Origin of the sequence: Bradyrhizobium sp. (genome assembly GCF_030693485.1) — a bacterium.
Taxonomy (GTDB): Bacteria; Pseudomonadota; Alphaproteobacteria; order Rhizobiales; family Xanthobacteraceae; genus Bradyrhizobium.
Genome location: NZ_JAUYAN010000172.1, coordinates 1 through 17,476 on the forward strand (window position 1 = coordinate 1; position 17,476 = coordinate 17,476).

At 62.1% G+C, this 17,476-nt stretch carries 17 protein-coding genes and 1 tRNA gene; 16 read left to right on the plus strand and 2 right to left on the minus strand.

All coding sequences use genetic code 11. From position 1 onward, the window contains the following. Window positions 1-320: 320 nt before the first annotated feature. The gene (locus Q8N40_RS12375; protein WP_305712016.1) at window positions 321-2,105 is read right to left on the minus strand and encodes an acyl-CoA dehydrogenase; all 1,785 of its coding nucleotides are present in this window, start codon (window positions 2,103-2,105) and stop codon (window positions 321-323) included. Between the two features lie 297 nt (window positions 2,106-2,402). On the opposite strand from Q8N40_RS12375, the gene Q8N40_RS12380 reads away from it, so the two are divergent. Next, window positions 2,403-2,477: transfer RNA gene (locus Q8N40_RS12380), tRNA-Gln, on the plus strand. Window positions 2,478-2,598: 121 nt separating this feature from the next. On the opposite strand, the gene Q8N40_RS12385 is transcribed toward Q8N40_RS12380, so the two are convergent. Continuing rightward, the gene (locus Q8N40_RS12385) at window positions 2,599-3,474 is read right to left on the minus strand and encodes a LysR substrate-binding domain-containing protein (protein ID WP_305712017.1); all 876 of its coding nucleotides are present in this window, start codon (window positions 3,472-3,474) and stop codon (window positions 2,599-2,601) included. Window positions 3,475-3,710: 236 nt separating this feature from the next. Here Q8N40_RS12385 and Q8N40_RS12390 point away from each other — a divergent pair, with 236 nt between their 5' ends. The 15 genes from Q8N40_RS12390 to Q8N40_RS12460 all read left to right on the plus strand — a co-directional run. Beyond that, the gene (locus Q8N40_RS12390; RefSeq protein ID WP_305712018.1) at window positions 3,711-4,169 is read left to right on the plus strand and encodes a 4-oxalocrotonate tautomerase family protein; all 459 of its coding nucleotides are present in this window, start codon (window positions 3,711-3,713) and stop codon (window positions 4,167-4,169) included. 34 nt (window positions 4,170-4,203) lie between these two features. After that, the gene (locus Q8N40_RS12395; protein ID WP_305712019.1) at window positions 4,204-4,962 is read left to right on the plus strand and encodes an ABC transporter ATP-binding protein; all 759 of its coding nucleotides are present in this window, start codon (window positions 4,204-4,206) and stop codon (window positions 4,960-4,962) included. After that, complete coding sequence (locus Q8N40_RS12400) at window positions 4,955-5,662, plus strand: ABC transporter ATP-binding protein (RefSeq protein WP_305712020.1); 708 nt, start codon at window positions 4,955-4,957, stop codon at window positions 5,660-5,662. The genes Q8N40_RS12395 and Q8N40_RS12400 overlap by 8 nt, the downstream gene beginning before the upstream one ends. 41 nt (window positions 5,663-5,703) lie before the next feature. After that, a complete protein-coding gene (locus Q8N40_RS12405) occupies window positions 5,704-6,966 on the plus strand; it encodes an ABC transporter substrate-binding protein (RefSeq protein WP_305712021.1) in 1,263 nt (420 codons plus the stop codon). 109 nt (window positions 6,967-7,075) lie between these two features. After that, the gene (locus Q8N40_RS12410) at window positions 7,076-7,978 is read left to right on the plus strand and encodes a branched-chain amino acid ABC transporter permease (RefSeq protein ID WP_305712022.1); all 903 of its coding nucleotides are present in this window, start codon (window positions 7,076-7,078) and stop codon (window positions 7,976-7,978) included. 12 nt (window positions 7,979-7,990) lie between these two features. Then, window positions 7,991-8,926 carry a branched-chain amino acid ABC transporter permease gene (locus tag Q8N40_RS12415; RefSeq protein WP_305712023.1) on the plus strand — a complete coding sequence of 312 codons (936 nt, stop codon included), beginning with the start codon at window positions 7,991-7,993 and terminating at the stop codon, window positions 8,924-8,926. 19 nt (window positions 8,927-8,945) lie between these two features. Further along, window positions 8,946-9,818 (plus strand): branched-chain amino acid ABC transporter permease, encoded by an 873-nt coding sequence (locus Q8N40_RS12420; RefSeq protein WP_305712024.1) that lies wholly within the window; start codon window positions 8,946-8,948, stop codon window positions 9,816-9,818. Continuing rightward, complete coding sequence (locus Q8N40_RS12425) at window positions 9,815-10,684, plus strand: branched-chain amino acid ABC transporter permease (RefSeq protein WP_305712025.1); 870 nt, start codon at window positions 9,815-9,817, stop codon at window positions 10,682-10,684. Before Q8N40_RS12420 ends, Q8N40_RS12425 begins: the two co-directional genes overlap by 4 nt. After that, window positions 10,681-11,457, plus strand: coding sequence for an ATP-binding cassette domain-containing protein (locus Q8N40_RS12430; protein WP_305712026.1), 777 nt, complete (start codon window positions 10,681-10,683; stop codon window positions 11,455-11,457). Before Q8N40_RS12425 ends, Q8N40_RS12430 begins: the two co-directional genes overlap by 4 nt. Further along, window positions 11,454-11,846 carry a FixH family protein gene (locus tag Q8N40_RS12435; protein ID WP_305712027.1) on the plus strand — a complete coding sequence of 131 codons (393 nt, stop codon included), beginning with the start codon at window positions 11,454-11,456 and terminating at the stop codon, window positions 11,844-11,846. Before Q8N40_RS12430 ends, Q8N40_RS12435 begins: the two co-directional genes overlap by 4 nt. Window positions 11,847-11,896: 50 nt before the next feature. Continuing rightward, the gene (locus tag Q8N40_RS12440) at window positions 11,897-13,102 is read left to right on the plus strand and encodes a CaiB/BaiF CoA-transferase family protein (RefSeq protein WP_305712028.1); all 1,206 of its coding nucleotides are present in this window, start codon (window positions 11,897-11,899) and stop codon (window positions 13,100-13,102) included. A gap of 31 nt (window positions 13,103-13,133) precedes the next feature. Beyond that, entirely contained in the window at window positions 13,134-13,874 is a 741-nt protein-coding gene (locus Q8N40_RS12445; RefSeq protein WP_305712029.1) for an SDR family NAD(P)-dependent oxidoreductase, read from the plus strand. Continuing rightward, window positions 13,874-14,515, plus strand: coding sequence for a glutathione S-transferase family protein (locus Q8N40_RS12450; protein ID WP_305712030.1), 642 nt, complete (start codon window positions 13,874-13,876; stop codon window positions 14,513-14,515). Before Q8N40_RS12445 ends, Q8N40_RS12450 begins: the two co-directional genes overlap by 1 nt. Window positions 14,516-15,096: 581 nt before the next feature. Continuing rightward, the gene (locus tag Q8N40_RS12455; protein WP_305322377.1) at window positions 15,097-16,965 is read left to right on the plus strand and encodes a dihydroxy-acid dehydratase; all 1,869 of its coding nucleotides are present in this window, start codon (window positions 15,097-15,099) and stop codon (window positions 16,963-16,965) included. Between the two features lie 147 nt (window positions 16,966-17,112). Next, window positions 17,113-17,476 (plus strand): glycosyltransferase (locus Q8N40_RS12460; protein WP_305712031.1); only part of this gene is annotated, 364 nt, incomplete at its 3' end.

Consider the following 17,476-nt stretch of genomic DNA (forward strand, 5'->3'; position numbering starts at 1 on the left):
CCGTCAAGCCATTGCGCAGGGAATGTCGGATGTTCTCCGCTGCCCTGTATGCTCGTGTGCAGCCTTTTTCGTACGACTTCGCACACGAGACCGCGGGTGCAGCGCGCATCCGGCATTCCCTGCTCCCTCGTTCTTGAGGGACAACGACAGGCATACCTCGGGCGAATCGTGCCGCGAGATGGCGGGCGTGTGCGTTGTTCTTTTCCCTTCTCCCCTTGTGGGAGAAGGTGGCGCGCGGAGCGCGCCGGATGAGGGGGATCTATCCGCGGGCAGAACTGCGCGTCGAGGGAAGACCGCACCTTGCTCGCCGCTGTTTTATCTCACCCCAGCAACACCGCATCCGCGCCGTTCACGGCCTCGGCGCTGTCCATCACCGTGCGCTCCAGTGCGCCCGCCTGCACCGTGATGTTCTCGGCGAAGAACCGCGCCAGCGTGACATAGCGTGCGGGATCGCCGGCGCCTTCGCCGAGATCGCGGGCGGCGAGCGCCTCGCCGGCCAGCATGCAGCCGCCGAGTGTCGAGCCGAACAGCCGCAGATAGGGCGTCGCACCCGCCAGCGCCTCGTTCGGCGCCGACGTGACGTGCTCCAGCAACCACTTGCTGGTGCGCTCCAGCGCGCCCAGCGCGTCGCGCAGCTTTGCGCCGGTGGTGCCGAACGCCGGATCGTTGGAGGCTTCGACCCTGCTGACGATGCCGGCGAGTTCGTCGAGCAGGGCAAACACCGAGGCGCCGCCATTGGCGGCGAGCTTGCGCGTGACGAGATCGATCGACTGGATGCCGTTGGTGCCTTCATAGATTGCGGTGATGCGGGCATCGCGGTAATGCTGTGCGGCGCCGGTTTCCTCGATGAATCCCATGCCGCCATGGATCTGCACGCCGAGCGACGACACCTCGTTGCCGATATCGGTGGAAAACGCCTTTGCAATGGGCGTCAGCAACGCCGCGCGCGCCGCGGCGTCGCCGCGCACCCTGGCGTCGGTCGCCCGCGCGGCGACGTCCATCGCGACAGCGGTGGCATAGCAGATGGTCCGCGCCGCGGCGGTCAGCGCGCGCATCTGCATCAGCATCCGCTTGACGTCGGGATGCACGATGATGGGGTCCATCCCGTCGCCCTTCTTGCCGGCGGCGCGGCCCTGGCGGCGCTCCTGCGCGAAGGCCAGCGCCTGCTGGTAGGCGCGGTCGGCAATCCCGACGCCTTCGAGGCCGACGCCGAGCCGGGCCTGGTTCATCATCGTGAACATGCAGAGCATGCCGCGGTTTTCCTCGCCGATCAGGTAGCCGACCGCGCCGCCGTGATCGCCCATCGTCATGGTGCAGGTCGGCGAGGCATGCATGCCGAGCTTGTGCTCGACACCGGAGGGATAGATGTCGTTGCGCATCCCGAGCGAACCGTCGGCGTTGACCATGAACTTCGGAATCAAAAACAGCGAAATGCCCTTGGTGCCCGCGGGCGCATCGGGCAATCGGGCCAGCACGAAATGCACGATGTTGTCGGTCATGTCGTGGTCGCCATAGGTGATGAAGATCTTGGTGCCCTTGATCCGGTAGGTGCCATCAGGCGCGCGCTCGGCGCGGCTGCGCAGCGCGCCGACGTCGGAACCCGCCTGCGGCTCGGTCAGTTGCATGGTGCCGGTCCATTCGCCGGACACCAGCTTTTCGAGATAGATTTTTTTCAGTTCGTCGCAGCCATGGGCGTCGAGCGCCTCGATCGCGCTCAGCGTCAACAGCGGGCAGAGCCCGAAGGCGATGTTCGACGCGCTCCAGATTTCGGTGCAGACGGCATTGATGGCGAGCGGCAGGCCCTGGCCGCCGAACGCTTCCGGACCCGACACCGCGTTCCAGCCCGCCGCGATCCAGCGCTGATATGCATCGGGCCAGCCGGGGGCGGTAGTGACCTTTTTGTCCTCAAGCTTGATGCCGTGCTCGTCGCCAACCCGGTTGAGCGGCGCCAGCACGTCGGAGGCGAACTTTCCGGCTTCCTCCAGCACGGCGGCGGCGATGTCGCCGTCGAAATCGCCGTAATGGCCGGCTTTCACGGCGGCCTGCAGGCCCGCGCCGTGATTGAGGGCCAGCAGCATGTCGTTGACGGGCGCGCGGTAGGTCATGGCGGTGTCTCGGGCTGGTCGGGACAGGATAAGGAAGGCTGCCGTCTTCCCACGAAACCCGCTTTCTCTCAACTGCCGGCTGACGAAATCAGCGGGGCAGGGAACGACGCTGCGATTTGGGTCGAAATTCACCCGGTTCGCCGGGCTGATACACTTTATCAGGGGCAGACCGCGTCCGGTCCGGTCGAACCGCGAATTTGACCGATAGGCTGTTGAATTGACTGAACTCCCCCTATAGACCGACGTTGCCGGGGAATCCGGGGCGACGCGAGGCGCGCCGCATTCCACACGGTCTGTTGGGGCGTAGCCAAGCGGTAAGGCAGGGGATTTTGATTCCCCCATTCGGAGGTTCGATCCCTCCCGCCCCAGCCAGGCATTGGCGCTTAGAGATTTCGGATCCGGCTTGCAGATGTTGCTTATGTCGAGACCGATCAGGGCCGGCCCTATCCGGCCGCTGTTCTGGATCTGTAGCGGACTCTGCAGTTCAAGTTAATTAACTTGGGATTTCCAACTCAACTTCCTTGGAAGCCTCCTCGACCAGCCAATCCGCGAACGCCTTGACATGTCGCTCTTCGCTGCGCGCTACGATGTAATAGCTGTAACCGGTTGCCACAGGATCTTCGAGTAATCTGACCAATCGTCGCTGCTTCAGATCGTGCTCCACAAGCTTCAGTGCGCTGAGCGCGACACCCTGTCCGGCAATGGCGGCGTCCAGTGCCAGCATCAGATGACTAAAGGAAACGTGATCCAGCTTGTGGTAGCCGCCGATGTCCTTCTTGTTGAACCAGCACGGCCAATGATCCTGGGGGGCAAAGCACAGAAGTTTGACATTGCCGAGGTCGGGAGCGATTGACGCAGCCACTGACGGGGCGCAGACCGCGACAACCGCGTCGGGAAAAAGCGGCACATGCTGCGCGCTACCGGCGCCGTCGCGGCCATGCCGGATTGCGACGTCAAAGGGTTCCTCGGCAAGGTTTATGTAGTGGGCTGAAGCGTCGATAAGGACGCCAACATTCGGATGACGCTCATAAAACCCGGAGAGCCTTGGTACCAGCCAGCGAGTGCAGAGTGTTGGGGCCGCAGTGATACGGACCGTCTGTCGTGGCGTAGGCAGGTGATCTACGGTCTGCTGCAGAAGCCGCAGGACCTGGGCAGAAGTTGCATAGAGTTGCTGCCCTGCGGTCGTCAGCCGAAGCTTCTTGTGCACCCGCTCAAACAGCGGAAGTCCGAGATTGATCTCAAGCGATCGAATTTGCTGGCTAACCGCTCCGGGTGTCACACCCAACTCTTCCGCGGCGCGGTGCAAGTTACCGTGGCGCGCGGAGCACTCGAACACCCTGACGAAATTAAGCGGCGGTAATCGCTTCATTGCTCCATTATTGGATAGTTTCTCTAAACAATCGAGGGAGAAAGTATCGTTGGCGAGGCTGCAAAGCGGGACGTATCGTCGCAATATCGCACGATGCGTTGGGTGTTTGCCTGTACACTAGATGTTGCTGCGCAACAATTTCGTGCAGATGTCTGAACTGGATGCAGCGCGGCTTGCATTGATCTGATGCCGATCCGTGTGTTCGAGTTCGATATGTCTCACAGGGGTAGTGAAAAATGCCGACCTATTACTGCACCAGCATCGAGGGCCGACTGTCGGCGCAACACAAGAGCAAGATCGCATCCGAAATCACTCGCGTGCATGCCGAGGTGACGGGAGCTCCAACCTATTTTGCCCAGGTTATTTTTGACGAGGTCAAACCCGGAAACTACTTCGTTGGCGGAGCGGCCCTGAAGCATGATCAGGTATTCGTTTACGGCCATATTCGCGGCGGTCGCGCCGCGGTCGACAAGACGCGCATGATCAAGCTGATGGCGAAAGCGGTCGGGGTGGCGGCGGGCCTCAAGGACCAAACAGGCGTCTGGGTCTATGTGAGTGAGATGCCAGCGCGGCAGATGATCGAATTCGGCCATTTGCTTCCGGAGGCGGGCGACGAGCCGGTCTGGACTGCGGCTTTGCCGGCTTCCGACCGCCAATTCATGCAGTCAATAGGTCAGCCGGCGGCCGTGAAGTAGGGATTTTTGACAAGAGCAGCGAGATGTAGCGGCTATGCTGGAAGTTTCTGGGCTCTCGAAATCCTTTGGCGGTCTGCTGGCCGTCGACAACGTCGACCTCGGTGTCGGCAAGGGAGCCCTGTTCGGCATCCTCGGCCCCAACGGATCGGGGAAAACCACGCTCTTCAACATGCTGACCGGATTTCTTGAGCCGTCGGCAGGGCAGATCAGGTTTGAGGGGCGCGATCTCGTGGGCAAGTCGCCCGAGAGCATTGTGCGGGCAGGTGTCGCCCGCACTTTTCAGGTCGTTCGCTTCCACAAGGAATCTACCGTCCGTGAAACGGTATGGGCTGCCCAGTCGCTGCATCTGGGTTTTGGCGGCATGTTCCGGACCATGAAATCGCCGTCGCAGCGGGACCTCGCCGCGGAAGTCGATCGGATCCTGGAAAAGACCTGGCTCGAGCCGCACGCCGACCGCCTGGCGCGCGAACTTCCCTTCGGCCTGGTCCGGCAGCTCGAGATCGCGAGGGCGCTCGCGACACGCCCGAAGATACTGCTGATGGACGAGCCGGCATCGGGCATGAATCCGTCTGAGACACGTCAGCTCATGGATGATATCCGCCGGCTGCGGGCCGACGGCCTCACGATCATCCTGATTGAACACGACATCGAGATGGTGCTGGGCCTGTGCGACCGCATCGCCGTGCTCAATTTCGGCCGCAAGATCGCCGAAGGCAGCGCCGACGAAGTAAAGAATAATTCCGACGTTATCGCCGCCTATCTCGGAACAAAGAAAAAGCGCGCCCATGCTTGATGTGCAGGATCTTACGGTCAGCTACGGCGCGATCCGCGCGGTCAGGAACGTCTCGCTAACGGTCAAGGCCGGGGAGGTCGTGACGCTGATCGGCGCCAACGGTGCCGGAAAGACCAGTATCGTCAAGGCGCTTTCGGGCCTGGTGCCCAAGGCATCCGGCCGGACCATGTTTGGCGACACCAATATCAGCTCATTGCCCGCCCATCAGGTTACCCGGCTGGGCCTGGTCCATGTTCCGGAAGGTCGCAAGCTCGTGCCGTCCATGTCGGTCGAGGAAAATCTTATGTGCGGCGCATATTGCCGTTCCGACAAGCAGGAGATCGCCGCCGACCTCGATCAGGTGATGACGCGCTTCCCGCGCCTGCGCGAGCGGCGTCGTCAGCTTGCGGGAACGATGAGCGGCGGGGAGCGGCAGATGCTGGCGATCGGCCGCGGGCTGATGGCGCGTCCGGAACTGCTGATCCTGGACGAGCCGTCGCTGGGCCTCGCGCCGCTGCTCGTCGAGGAGGTCTTCAATATCATTGCCGGCTTGAAGCAGGAGGGCAAGACCATCCTCCTGATCGAGCAGAATGCGCTGGAGGCGCTCAACAGTTCGGACCGCGCCTATGTAATCAGAGTAGGTGAGGTCGTCATGAGCGGACGCTCCAGCGATCTTGTCGATGACCCGGAATTGCGCCGAGCCTATCTCGGCGTGAACTAGCGCGCTTCGCAGGTTTCAAGTCAGAAAACAGGAGGAAACCGATGTCTAGAACACAGAAGTCGAATTTCTACACGGTCAGGGCCATCGCCTTGGCCACAGTCGCGGCTGCTTCGCTGACCGCAGCGTTCACCACTGGCGCCACCGCCTTTCAGGACGATGGCACCATCATCCTTTGCTCGATCGAGCCGCTGAGCGGCATCGGGACGTCGTTCGGTCAGCCGAATTATCTTGGCAAGGTGATTGCGATCGACGAGATCAACGCCGAGGGTGGGATCGAGATCGACGGGAAAAAGGTCAAGATAAAGTTGATCTCAGAGGACGATCAGGCCAAGCCCGATCAGGGGGTCGCGCTGTTTCGCAAGTGTGCCGAAAGTGAAAAAGCGCTTGTGATCACCGGAACCCAGTATAGCCGCGTCACGGAAAGTATGTGGGGCCTGCTGCAGAAAAAGGTCGATGATCCCAACGACAAGGGCCTGCAGGTTCCCTCGATGTCGTTCCTGTCGATGAAGGCCGGCGTCACCGGCGTATCCGAATGGGCGTTCCGCAATGCCGGCGACGAACCCGCGCAGCACGAACTCGCCATCAAATTGATGGAAGAGAAATTCGGTCCGTTCAAGAATTACTCCGGGGCGGTGGAAGCCAACGAAGGTCATTCGGTTGCGGCCTGGAAGGCGGCCTATACCCCGGCGCTGGAGCGCCGCAACATCAAGCCGGCAGAATATGTCGAGTGGTATGAGACGGACCGCGATTTTTCGGTTCAGATCCGCAAGCTGAAGCGGGCCGAGACCGACTTCTTCATTCTCAGCTCGCATCTGCAGGCCAATGTCGGTGCGATGCTCGAAGCGCAACGGCAGGGCTTCAAGCCGAAGATGATAATCAGCCACATCGGCTCCGACGCCGCCGAAATGGTCGAACTCGGCAAGCAGTCGACCGAGGGAATCGTGTTTCCGACCGCGATTCACATGGCCTTCCCGGCGCCGAAAGTGAAGTGGCTCGCTGACGAGTACAAGAAGCGGACCAAGGAAACCTACATGCCACAATTCGTCGGCCTGGGTTACGAAGGCATCATGCTGGTCAAGGAAGCCATCATCAAGGCGGGTATCAAGAACCGGCCGGAGACGCTTGCCGAGGACCGGCGCAAGGTTCGCGACCAGCTTGCCGCCATCAAGGACTACAAGAGCTTTGCCGGCATGTCGCTCAATATGAATGCCAACCGCGACATCGTGCGCCCGATCTATCTGGTCAAGATCACCGGCGGCGACTTCAAGCTGTACTGGACGCCCGACAAGGGCTTCCTGTTCTAGCGTTCCCGGCAAGTATCGCCTGTCCGGCCGACAGCGCCGGACAGGTCGGACGCTTTGCCGCTGGAGGCGACCGCCACCGTGCTCGATCCAGTCAACCGGTATTGACCCGATGTATTTCTTTGCAATCGATCTGACGCAGACGACGATCGATGGGCTGCTGTTTGGTTCTACCTATGCGCTGGTCGCCATCGGATTCACGCTGATCTGGGGCTTGCTCAGAATTCTCAATCTCGCCCATGGCGTGACAGTGATGGTCGGCATGTTTGCCGGAATGCTGTCGGCGAGCGTGGCCGGTCTGCCGTTCTATGTCGGCATCGTGATCGCAATGGCCGCTGGCGGGTTCGTTGGCTTCCTGATCGACCGGATCTGCTACCGGCCGTTGCGCAATGCGCATGAGCTGGTTCCAATGATCGCGACGCTCGGCTTCTGGATCCTGATCGAGGAGGTCTTCATCAAGATCTATTCCCATTTCTGGTTCAGGGATTATGTCGCGTTTCCCAACCCGTTCGACGGCATGGGCATCGACATCGGACAAATCAGGCTGCGCGGCGACTATATCGTGACGCTGGCAGTCGCCGCGCTGCTCGTAATCGCGCTTTACATTCTGATCTACCGCACCCGACTGGGCCTTGCGATGCGTATGATCGCCGAAGACCATGACATCGGCAATCTTATGGGGGTTCCGGTCGGAAAGGTGCTGACGGCGGCCTTCTTGCTTTCTGCGGCCTATGGCGGTGCGGCGGGTTATCTGCTGGGAATGACGGCCAATCTCGCCGGTCCCTATGCGGGATCGCAGGCCGTTGTGAAGGGACTGTTCTCGATGATCCTTGGTGGTGCCGGCAGCATCCCGGGAGCGATCGTCGGTGGCCTCTCGCTTGGCGTGCTTGAGCTGTTAAGTTCGTTCCTGTTCTCGTTCTCGTATCGCGACGCCATCGCAATGCTTGCCTTGTTCGTCGTCCTGATCGTTCGGCCGCAGGGGATCGCTGGTAAACGATTGCCGGACCGGATTTAGGGAGCACGCATAGTGTCATACTGGTTTACCATCGCGTCGCTCACCGGCATTAACGTGCTGCTGGCCTACAGCGTCTATGCAAGCTTCATGAGCGGGCAGGTTTCGATCGGGCAGGTCGCGTTCTTCGGCGTTGGAGCCTATGTCGGCGCGAGTCTCACGGTGCTCGGCGGATTCGACCTCGCATCCGCGGTGATGGCTGGCGGATTTGCCGGTGCGGCGGCCAGCCTGTTCGTCGGTGTGCCGACACTGCGGTTGAAGGGCTATCATTTCACGATCGCGACGGTTGCCTTTGCGGAGGCAATGCGAGTCGTCCTTCACAACCTGAAATACGGCCGGCCGCGATCGTCGGGCAATGTCGGCGATCAGTGGCTCGGGCCCGATGGCGCGACTGGCTTTCGTCATATCAGCTATCTGAACGATCATTCGATCTCGACCGGCCAGTACGCCGTTATCGTGTGGCTGATTGTGGCGGTCGTGGTGGTAGCGTTCTTTCTCGTGGAGCGGTCGCGGATCGCGCGCATTCTGCGCACCATTGAGGAAGACGAAGTGGTGGCGCGTTCCATCGGGGTTCCGGTCGCGCGCTACAAGGTCGCCGCGTTCGCCTGTGGCGGGTTCATTGCCGGTATTTCGGGCGCGCTCTACGCCCACTTGCTGACCTTTATCAGCGGCAATGACTTCATCATTCATCTGTCGACCATCGCGCTGGCCTATGTCGTGATTGGCGGTGGGCAAACGATGTGGGGCCCCTTGATTGGCGCCATCATCTTTACAGTACTTCCCGAGACGCTGCGTCCGATTCGCGAATTCCGCATCGAGCTGTTCGGCCTGTTGATCATTCTGGTGATGCTGTTCCGGCCGGCCGGAATGATCTCGGCTGCTATGGTACGGCGCTGGGGCGTAGCGCTGACGTCGAAAGCAGGGGCGAAGCCGCCGCGGAAGGCACCTTGATCGGCGCCGGGGTAAAACGATGCTGTTGACCGCGGTTGAAGGGCTGGCTTACGGGGGGCTCTATGCGTTGCTCGGCCTCGGCTTCTTCCTGACTTACGGCGTGCTGCGGCGGATCGACCTCGCTTACGGCACCGTGGTGATGACCTCGGTCTATCTCGGCGCAATGATGGTGGGCGGATTGGGGTTGCCGTGGGTTGGCGTGCTGGCTCTTACCCTGGTCGTCGGCATTCCGCTGTCTCTGTTGGTGGCTTACCTGGCATTCGTGCTGGTGCGGCAGGACGCCCGCTTTTCGATGGCGGCCACGCTCGGGATCTGGATGGTGCTCGAGGAACTGATGCTGCAAAGCCCGGGGCGCGGGCGAGGACAGGCGATCGTCAATCCCTTGCAGGACCTTTCATGGTGGCCGTGGGGCTTGCAGATCAGGATCGATCACATGGTGATTCTGGGCCTCGCCCTTGCAGTTGCAGGGTTGCTGACACGATTTCTTACGCGATCTCGCACCGGTCTTGCGATCCGCGTCTCGGCCTACGATGCGAGCGTAGCGGCCCTGCTTGGCATCTCGCATGCGCGCATGATGGTGTTGGCCACGGTGATTGCTTCCGCCGTCGGCTGCGTCGCCGGCTGGTCCTTCGCCATGGCGCAGTCCGGGATCGATCTACATTTCGGCATGTGGGCAACCGTCAAGGGTCTCGTCATCCTCGTGCTCGGCGGAACGCAGAGCATAGCGCTCATCGTGACCGCGGCCATCGGTCTTGGGGTAGCCGAGCGCGTCGGCAGCGAATTGATCGGTTCGGGATACCGCGATCTGGTGGGCTATGGCCTGATCCTGGCGCTTCTCGCCGTCGAACCGTTTCTTCGGCCCGGCGAAACCCGGTTCGGGGACAGCCGATGAGCGAGTTGGTTGCGATCATACCGATGTTCAGCATCTCGCTGGTGCTGGCGTTGAGCTGCTATCTGGTACTGAAGTCCGGCGAGATTTCATTCGGCCAGCAGGCGTTCTTTGGCGTCGGCGCCTATGCTGGCGGGATCCTGACGGCTATGTTCGACTGGCCGCTCGTCGCTGCGCTGGCGGTCTCGGCGGTGGCGGCCGCCGCCGTTGCCGGGGTGATCGGTTTCAGCCTCAGCCGGATCTCGGGATTTCGCTTCACGCTGATGACGCTGGTGCTGGGGGAGTTCGCCAAGGAAGTCTTCGTCAAGATCGAGTGGCGACGTGAGGTGAACGGACAGGCTGCTGGTCCGGAGGGCCCGCTCGGATTTTCCGGTATCGAATACTACTACAGCCACGGTATCCAGCATCTGGCCCAAGGTCTGATAGCGGCCTCTGTCGCCGCCGGATGCCTGGTAGCGGTCTGGGTCTACGGCCGGACAGGCCCGGGCCGCCGCCTTGTCGCGGTGGCCAGCGACGCGACGCTTGCCGCAAGCGTCTCAATCGATCCGGTCAGGACGCGGCTTCAGGCGTTCGCGATGGCGGGCGCCGTGGCGGGCATTGGCGGCGGATTGTTCGCCCATCAGGCCACCTATATCGAGGCAGCGAACTTCAGTTTGATGGTCGGCGTTCACGCCGTCGCCTATACGCTTCTTGGCGGTCTGGCAAATGTGCTCGGACCTGTCGCGGGAACTGCGTTCGACGTTGTGTTCCTGGAGGGCCTTCGCGTCGTCGGATCCTATCGCATGGTGGTGTTCGGCAGCCTCATTGTCGTGATGCTAATTCTGCGGCCCCGTGGCCTGCTCGGCACCCGCACCAGGACCGTGCCATGAACCCCGTGCTGGAAATCGTTGCAGTCTGCAAGAAATTCTCCGGCGTGGTTGCGCTCGACGATCTGAAATTCACGATCGAGGAAGGGGAAATGCGCGGTCTGGTCGGCGCGAACGGTGCGGGGAAAACAACGTTGCTGAACGTAATCGGCGGCCAGGTCATGGCCGATAGCGGCATCGTTCGCATTGCCGGCCTTGATGTTGCGAAGTTTTCGCCATGGCGGCGCGCCGGGCTGGGGCTCGGGCGGACTTTCCAGGAAAGTCGGATGTGGGCTGACCTGACCACAGCCGAGCATTTTGGGATCGCCATCGATGCGTCACGCCGAATAGCGGGCCGTGCAGCACCCAATCATGCGGTTGACGATATATGTTCCCTGGTCGAACTGCCGAAGGTCATGCTGGAACGAATGCCGGCCCAGATGCGCCTGCTCGACCGCCGCCGCGTTGAACTGGCGATGGCGACCCTCAATGCCTCGAACCTGCTGCTGATCGACGAGATCGGCGCGGGGCTGGATGTCGAGGAAGCGCGTATGCTTTACCGGCTGATTGCAAGGTTGATCGACCGGCGCTGCGTGCGTGCGGCGATTCTGGTGGAACACAAGCTCGAGCTCCTCGCCGCGTTTGCAACTGGGATCTCTCTCATTGAGAACGGTAAAGCCAGCCAGCATGCGGACTGCAAGGATGCCGCCCGGCTGGCGCTTCTCATGAGTAGCATGTTCGGCCATCGCAGCGATGCGGCGGCTGAGGTCTTACAGCAAAGGAAGGGCTTGCAATGAACGCCAAGCGTCTGGATGTCGTCATGTTCGCCGCGCTGATCGGCTGGTCTGCCTCGTGGCTGTCTGCGTCGGCGATGGCGCAGACTGCCGGGCCCCTGTCGGTGGAGTGGACTCTCGAAAAGACCGGGAAGCCGCTCGAGCGCGAGGCCGTGCTGACCATTACCAATGGGCAGGGCCAGCCGGTCTCCGGCGCAAGCATCGAAGTCAATGTCGAAATGCCCAGCATGCCCATGATGCACAGGGTGCCGAGAGCAATCGCCAAGCCGGCGGGACAACCGGGGCGCTACATGACCAGGTTCACGTTAGAGATGGCGGGGGAATGGGCCGCGCAGATTGAGGTCAAGGGGCCGGGGCGGACCAAAGTTATCAAGAAGTTCAACGTCGACTGATGCGCTTCTGACCCAGCGTCCATCTCCTGTAACGATAAGGAAGAATATTCATGTCCGGCCCTCTCAAAGGCGTTCGCGTGCTGGATCTGACCGGGGTCGTGTCAGGTCCTTTTGCGACGATGTTTCTGGCGGATCAGGGCGCGGACGTGCTCAAGATCGAGCCGATCGGCGGCGATATTACGCGTCGCAGCCGCGCCATCATCGACGAAGCCGGCGAGTTCTCGGCACTGTTCATTTCCTCGAATCGGGGCAAGCGCTCGCTTTCGATCGATATCAAGAGCGAGGTCGGGCGCGAGGTGCTGGCCAAGCTGGTCGCGCAGTCTGATGTGCTGGTGCAGAACTTCCGCCCCGGCACCATGGAGCGTCTGGGGCTTGGGCCCGACGAATTGCGCGAGCGCCACCCGCGGCTGATTTATGTCTCGATCAGCGGCGTCGGCGATACCGGGCCATACGTCAAGAAGCGGGTCTATGACCCCATAATCCAGGGTCTGTCCGGGTTTGCCGATATTCAATCCCAGCCGGTGACCAATCGCCCGCAGATGATTCGCACCATCGTGTGCGACAAGACTACGGCGGTATTCACGGCTCAGGCGGTGTCGTCCGCGCTCTACGCGCGCGAGAAGACCGGGTTGGGCGATCACATCCAGGTTGCCATGCTGGACGCCATGATCTCGTATCTGTGGCCGGAAGGCATGATGCAGTACACGGTGGTGGGCGCCGAGGCGACAGCCGCCGACCCCAACGACCGGCCCGATCTCGTGTTCAAGACCAGTGACGGCTACATCACCGCCGGCACCATCTCGGATTCGGAGTGGCTGGGCTTCTGCATGGCGTCGGGCGATCCCGAACTCGGAAAGGATGAGCGCTTTGCGACCACGACGGGCCGCGCGCTCAACGCTACCGCGCGCATCAACAAGATGGCAGAATACATCGCCCGGCACAGCACCGCCGAGTGGCTGGAGCGGCTCGACGCGGCCGATGTGCCCTGTGCGCCGATCTTGCGCCGCGGCGAGATCATTCGCAATGAACAGGTGGTGGCACGAGGCATTATCACCGAATTCGAGCAGCCTTCGGTCGGCCGCGTGCGCCAGCCCAAGCCGGCCGCGCGGTTTGAAGCCAACCCGTCCCGGATCGGCGGGCCCGCGCCGCGCGTCGGGGAGCACTCCCGCATCGTGCTGCGGGAGTTGGGCTACAGCGAAGCAGCCATCGACAGGATGGTCGCGGACAAGGCCGTGCGGGCCGTATCGCCGCAATGAACCGTAATGCGATTCAGGACGGGAGTGGACGATGTCAGAACCAAAAGGGGCGGTGTTGCTGGTCGGGGCGGGGGAGGGTATCGGCGCGGCGGTCGCGCGGCGGTTTGCCGAAGGCGGATACCAGGTTTGCATCGTTCGTCGCGATGCAGGGAAGTCGAAGGCGCTCGTGGACGAGATGGCCGAAAAGGGCTTGCATCTACGCGTCTTCAGCGCCGATGCGCGCAAGGAGCATGAGGTTCAAGAGCTGTTCGCCGAAGTCGAGAACGGCGTCGCTCCGATCGAGCTGTGCCTTTTCAACGCGGGGGCCAACGTCAACAAGCCGCTACTTGAGACCACCGACAAGCTCTTCTTCAGGGCTTGGGAACTGGCCTGTTTCGCTGGGTTTCTGGTCGGACGCGAGGCCGCGCGATACATGACAGGCCGCGGGCGCGGAACCATCCTGTTCACGGGCGCCACCGCGAGTATTCGCGGAGGCAAGGGGTTTGCGGCCTTTGCCTCGGCCAAGTTCGGCTTGCGCGCGGTGGCGCAGGCGATGGCCCGCGAGCTGGGCCCCGTCAACATCCACGTCGCCCATCTGTTGCTCGATGCAGCCGTCGACAGTGAGGCGATTCATCGTCGTCTCGCTTCGACCGGCGTGGAGGTTTCGAAGATCCCGGCCGACAGCCTGACCAGGACGTCCTCGATCGCCGATGCGTTCTGGTTTCTGCACCATCAGAGCCGGGATGGCTGGAGCCATGAGCTCGATCTGCGGCCTTCAGTGGAGATCTGGTAATGCCCGACAATCTCGTGCTCTGGGGGGTCGGCACGCCCCGCACGCTGCGCGCGCACTGGACGCTTCACGAACTCGGCCTGCACTATACGTCGCGGCCGATCCTGCCGCGCTCCGGCGAAACCAAGACCGCCGAGTTTACCGCCTTGAATCCGAGGCAGAAGATTCCCCTGCTTCAGGACGGCGATTTTACCATCGGCGAGAGCGCTGCCATTGCGGCCTACCTCACCCAAACATACTCAAATCATAGGTGCCGGCTTCATCCCGAGCAGCCCGACGGGTATGCGAGGTGGCTGGAATGGTGCTTCTTTATCGTCGCCGAACTGGATGCAACCACGCTGTATGTCATCCGGCGGCACGGCACCAACCTCGGCCACCTTTACGCCGATGCCCCCGAGGTGGTGGCGGCGGCGGGGGAATATTTCAGGCAGCAATTGCGGCATGTGGAAACAGCACTCGCGGATGGCCGCTCATATCTGATGGGCGACGAGTTCACGACGGCCGATATTCTTCTCGGCACCTGCCTAACATGGGCAATCGACTACGGCGTAGGCATCTGCGACAATGCAGTTCCATATCTCCAACGAGTAACGTCGCGAGAGTCTTACAGGAGCAGTTCAAAATGCAATATGGCGAAAATCTAAACGAGGAGACTATGCTTTCCACGTCAACGGCTTTAGGCAAGATTTCAGTTCGCGCAGCCGCCGGCTTGGCCTTGAACCCCGCGCGCCAACCACCGAATCCCAAGAGTGGGATCCCGTGAGCCTCGCAGTTGTTACGTTGATTGAACTCGCTTCGATGCCGGGCTTGATGGCGCGCTCGCCAAAAGGTCTCGCCATAACGTTCGCGAACTGACGAGATCTCATCCTCCACCTGAAAAGTTCTCAGTGAGAACAGATCGCGCCCGGCAGCCGAACGAAACAGGTGTGCAAGAAATGGATGCTTGCGACGCGTGCGGAACGCAGGATTGAAATTCTCTCTTGCTCGCCAGAAAATCCTTGCTCTTTAAAATGTTTTCCCTGTTAACTTGCGTCGGGAATTGTGCGAGAAGCCGCTGCCGCACAGCGGATTCGTGCCATCAAATTGACCCTGGAGCTCCAAAATCGCGAATTCCCCTGTTGGAGGGAATTCTTGTGGATACAGGTTCGATCAGCGCTGCGTCGCCAGCCAGGCATTGGAATACGCTCCGGAGATTGCCGATCGCGCTCGCTTGAAGGAACTCGCCGTGACAGACTCGAAAATCGTACTGATTGACCGCCATCCGGGCCGCTCAACCCAGACCATCGGGATTGCGCGTGAACTCGGCACCGATCCGGACCTGATCCACGAGCCGTCGGTCGGCGTGGTCGGCACCAAGGGCGACAGCCAGTGCTATATGGGTGTCATGGCAAAGGTCGACGCGATCCACGCCAGCCTCAAGAGCCGCATCGGCAAGGGTGCGGGCCAGATGAAGCTGCGCCTGGTCCAGCCGGAATACACCATCGCCACGTCGGACGGCATCCGCAACGGCACGCGCGAGATGCGCTATTCGCTGATCGGGCGCGAAATTACCCACGATGCGCTCTGCGAACATCTTGAAGCCACCGGGCTCGCCGGCACCATTGCGGTCGTCGCCTGCGACAAGCCGCCGGTCGGCACGCTGGCCGCTCTGCTCGAGCACAATCAGCCGTCGATCATCATGTCGGACGGCGCGATCCATCCCGGCACCGACCCGAACACCGGCGAGAAGCTGGATATCGTCAGCGCCTATCAGGTGGCCGGCAACCCGGACGCCGAATACCGCCATCACATCGCCTGCCATGCCTGCCCCGGTTACGGCAGCTGCGGCGGCATGTTCACCTACAACACCATGCAGACCTTCATCGGAGTCGTCGGCATGCAGCCGCTGCACATGGTAGCGCCGCCGTCCGACGATCCGCGCCGCCTCACGGAATTTCCGGACCAGCTGGTCGAGTACCTCGCGCAGATGATGGCGAAGGGCCTGAAGCCCCGCGACATCGTCGTGCGCGATTCGATCCGCAACGCCGTCATCGTCGCGATGGCGATCGGCGGCTCGACCAATGTCACGCTGCACGCGCCGGAGATCGCCCGCGCCGCGGGCTTCGCCGACTTCTGGAAGGAAGTCATGACGCCGGCGGAGTTCAACCATCTGTCGCAATATGTCGTTCCGGTCCTCACCGACGCCCGCCCTTATGGCAAATATTCCATGGTCGACATCGACCGGGTCGGCGGCGTGCAGGTGATCGTCCGCGAATTGCTGGAGGCCGGGCTGCTCAATGGCGACGTGATGACGTGTACCGGTGAAACGCTGGCCGAGCAGGTCAAGCGCCTCGGCACCAATGCCGTCGATGGCACCGTGGTCTATCCGGTCGCGAAGCCCTACAAGCCGACCGGCGGCCTGCGCGTTCTCGGCGGCAATCTGTCGCCGGAATTCTCGGCGATCCTGAAACTGGCCGGCGTCGAAGGCGGGCTGGAAAACAATCTGTTCCGCGGCAAGGCTTGCGTGTTCGAAGGCGAGCAAGGCCTGCTTGCGGCACTCGACAAGACCCCCGACCGGTTCCAGAACAACGACATGATCATCGTGCGCTACGAAGGGCCGAGCGGCGCACCGGGCATGCCGGAGATGCTGGACCCGACCTCGCGCATCACCACGCTGTGCCGCGAGCGGGGCATCGTGGTGGGACTGATGACCGACGCGCGGTTTTCCGGCGGGTCGGTCGGCCTCGTCATCGGCCATGTCGGCCCCGAAGCCGGCCTTGGCGGACCGATCGCCTTCGTTCAGGACGGCGACGAGATCATCGCGGATCTGAACAAGAACGAGCTCAACTGCACGGCGCTGGCGGATCCCGCCATTCTCGCGCAGCGCAGGGCGGTCTGGGAAAGGGAGGTGGCGGCCAATGGCGGCATTCACCCGAACTGCGGCGAGGCCGACACCCGCCTGTTGCATCGCGCGCGGCTCACCGCCGTTCCCGCCACCCGCGGCGGCGGCCTGCACCCGAACCGCGAGGTATGGGTTCGGCAACCTCGCGAAGCCACGCGGTCGGGCTTCGTGCCCTCGAACAAGCACCGGCCGGAGGCGAAAAAAGCATTCTAGAAGGCGGTGCATCGGCGCCGGGCGCGGGCGCCGTTACACTCTCCGACCAGCAAAAAGAGAGATTGACGCGGCGGTGACGTCACACGCCTGAAACATCCATGGCCGAACGTCGGAATTGAGAATCAACAAGCTCTCAAGGTCCGGCTCATGCGAATTCTGGTGGCGACCGACGCTTGGCACCCGCAGGTCAACGGTGTCGTCAGAACGTTGACCTCGCTGGCGCGCAGCGCTTCGGCGCTCGGCGCCGAGATCACCTTCCTGACCCCCGACGGATTTCCGTCGCTGGCGGTCCCGACCTATCCGGGATTACGCGCGGCGTGGCCGAACCGGCGCGAGATCGCGCGCCGGATCGAGGCGGCATCGCCTGATGCGATCCATATCGCGACCGAGGGGCCGATCGGATGGGCGGTGCGGGCCTATTGCCGCCGCCGCAAGCTGGCGTTCACGACGTCCTATACGACGCGCTTTCCGGAATACATCGCGGTCCGCTCGATCATTCCGGCCTGGCTGA